The organism is Streptomyces boncukensis (assembly GCF_011045075.1).
Classification (GTDB): Bacteria; Actinomycetota; Actinomycetes; order Streptomycetales; family Streptomycetaceae; genus Streptomyces; species Streptomyces boncukensis.
Genome location: NZ_JAAKZZ010000735.1, coordinates 1 through 2,849, shown reverse-complemented (window position 1 = coordinate 2,849; position 2,849 = coordinate 1). Strand labels below are relative to the sequence as shown.

The 2,849-nt window shown below is 72.3% G+C and carries 2 protein-coding genes; one reads left to right on the top strand and one right to left on the bottom strand.

Annotated elements, in window-relative coordinates; genetic code table 11:
- Positions 1-662: TerD family protein (locus tag G5C65_RS34925; RefSeq protein ID WP_206442614.1), on the top strand; the 662-nt coding region annotated here is incomplete at its 5' end.
- A 406-nt stretch (positions 663-1,068) separates the two neighbouring features.
- Here G5C65_RS34925 and G5C65_RS34920 read toward each other — a convergent pair.
- Positions 1,069-2,634, bottom strand: a complete 1,566-nt coding sequence (locus G5C65_RS34920) for a hypothetical protein (protein ID WP_165303080.1) — start codon at positions 2,632-2,634, stop codon at positions 1,069-1,071.
- Between the last annotated feature and the right edge of the window lie 215 nt (positions 2,635-2,849).

Below are 2,849 nucleotides of genomic sequence, written 5' to 3'. Positions count from 1 at the left end.
CCGCCCAGGCCGCGGCGCCCGCCCAGGCCCCGGCCGCGGCGCCGGCTCCGCCCGCACAGCCCCCGGCCGGCGGGAAGATCAACCTCGACAAGGGGAAGGTCGACCTCCAGAAGAACCAGACCGTCTCGCTGGTCAAGGGCGGCCGGCCGCTGCTCACCTCGGTGCGCATGGGCCTCGGCTGGGAGCCCGCGTTCCGCGCCGGCAAGCGCGTGAAGGACATCGACCTCGACGCCTCCGTCATCGCCTACGACGCCAACCGCAAGAAGATCGACGCCTGCTACTTCGGCAAGCTGGTGATCCTGAACGGCGTCATCCAGCACTCGGGCGACAACCTCACCGGCGAGGGCGCCGGGGACGACGAGAGCATCACGGTCCATCTGGGCGACCTTCCGCCGCAGGTCACCGGCCTGGTCTTCACGGTCAACTCGTTCTCGGGGCAGAAGTTCACCGACGTCGCCAAGGCGTACTGCCGGCTGCTCGACGCCGGCTCGGGCCAGGAGCTGGTCCGCTTCGACCTCACCAACTCCGAGCCCCGCACGGGCGTTCTGATGGCGAAGCTGATCCGGCAGTTCTCCGGCGAGTGGGAGATGACGGCCCTGGGCGAGTACGTCGACTCGCGCACCGTGCGCGGCATGGTCAAGCCGGGCGGCGCGGCACTGTAGCCGTCAGCCGTCCGGCCGGGCCCCACCCGGCAGTCGGGGCCCAGCTGTCCGAGAGGTCCCGCCGCCGCGGCGGCGGGACCGTCCGACCACAGCAGCCAGCAATGGATACGGACGCGACGAGTCTCCCAGCGCCCACTGACACTCGGCTGCGGCGCAGCCGAGCCGACGCCACGTCATATCCCCTTTATCCCCGTCATCCGCATCTGTCGCTATTCGGGCCCAGCCGAAACAGCTCGACCCGCAGCGGGGATCCGCGCGATTCTCGTACCACTGGCACGGGGGAACGTATCGCCAGTAACGGGGGAAGCACAGTGAGAATCGGGGGATCTGCCTGTGGCCGCGCAAGCGGCCACAGGCAGGGCACCGGCCGCACGTACCCGCTTACCCTCTCACCCGCTTAACCCGCCTACCGCTCCGCCGAACGGGCCTTGAAGGCCGCCTTGCGGGCCGCCTTGGCGAGGGACTTGTCGGTGAGCACCCGGCCCATCGCCTCCAGGACCTCGCCCGTCGCGGGGTGGTCCACCTGCCATGCCTTGTCGAAGAAGCCCGCGTGCTGGTCGACCAGGCCGCCGACCAGCTCCCGGAGTTCGTCCGGCTCACCGACCGTCGCGAGCTGCGCCGCAATGGTGTCGACGGTCAGCCAGAACACCATCTCCTCGTCCGGCTGCGGCACATCCGCCGCCCCGTGCTCCACCAGCCAGACCCGGGCCAGCCCGCCCAACTGCCGGTCCTCCAGCACCTCCCGGAGCGCGGGCTCGGCCTCCGGGCCGGCCAGGGAGAGCGCCTGCTGGCAGGCGAGGCGGCGCACCGGGCCGTCCTCGTCCGCGCCGCGCGCCGCGTCCAGCAGCTCCCGCGCGGCCTGCACCGCGCCGGCCGTTCCGCCCCGCGCCGCCAGCCACGCCTCGATCTCCTGGCGGGCCGTGTCCTCCGTGTACACATGCAGGGCCGCCAGCAGCTTCCCGGCCGCCGCCTGAGCCAGGTCCCCGACGACGGGCGCCTCGATCCCGGCCTCCCGGAGGCGCTCCCGCACCCCGTAGAGACCCAGCGGGGTCAGCCGCACCATGCCGTAGCGGGTGACGTCCTCGTCCTCCAGCTCGGCGTCGAAGTCGCCCTCGCCCTCCTCCGCCTCGCGGGTGAGCTCCTCGTCCACCGGCTGGTACTCGACGAGGCCCATCGGCTCCAGCAGCCGGAACTGGTCGTCCAGCCGCATCATCGCGGAGGAGACCTCCTCCAGCACCTCGTCGGTCGGCTCGTCCATCTCTTCCGGCACGATCATCGACGCGGCCAGCACGGGCAGCGGCACCGGCGCCCCGGCCGCGGCGGTCTCGCTCACCGTCATCAGATAGAGGTTGCCGAGCGCGCTCTCCAGGAAGTCGGTCTCGCTCTCCGGGTCCCAGTCGAGCTCGTCGAGATCGATCGAGTCCGGGTCGAGTTCGCCGTTCTCGTCCACGCTCTTCTCGATACCGCCGAGCACATCCTGCAGGCTGGGCATCGTCGCGTCGTCGAGCACGGTCTCCAGGCCGTTCCGCCACAGCTCCAGCACCTCCTCGGGGCCCGGCGCCGGCGCGCCGTCCGCGCCGGTGAGCGCGCCGGACGCGGGGTCGGGCCAGGCCGCGCCCGCGACCTCCTCGCCGGCGGGCTCCCCGGCCGGCTCCTCGGCGTCCTCGACCTCCAGCAGCCCGGTGTCCACGGCGAAGTTCCAGGCTCCCGAGGCGAGGTCGGGGGCTTCCTCCTCGTCCCCGTCGTCCCCGTCCCCGCCGCCGAGTCCGAGGTACTCCGCCGCCGCCTTCAGCTGCTCGGAGAGCAGTTCCCCGCCGGCGCCGACCGGGACGCCCGAAGGGCCCGCCTCGCGTGCCCAGCGGGTGAGCTTCACCGCGCGGGAGAGAAGCGGCGCAGCGAGTGCGTCCCGTGCCAGCTCGGCCTCGGAGGGCAGCCGTACGGGCGGCATCGTGGGACGGTCGTCACCGGTCATGTGCGCGTTCATCTCCTACTGGTCCTACGGGGGTCGGACAGTGCGAAGCCCCCAGCGTAGACGGGATCTGTCCCCGGCTGCCCGAATCGTGCACCCGGCACTTATCGCGGGGTTCCCGGGGGCCGCCGACCGCCCCGCCCGGCGAGCCGTCACACCCTTGACAGCCGCTGTTCTCCGGGAAGACGTTACGCGCGTAGAGAATGCCGCTCCCGTCC

Bases quoted from the DNA above. Each gene is read 5' to 3' on its own strand.
- G5C65_RS34920 (WP_165303080.1), bottom strand. From the start codon at position 2,634: ATGACCGGTGACGACCGTCCCACGATGCCGCCCGTACGGCTGCCCTCC.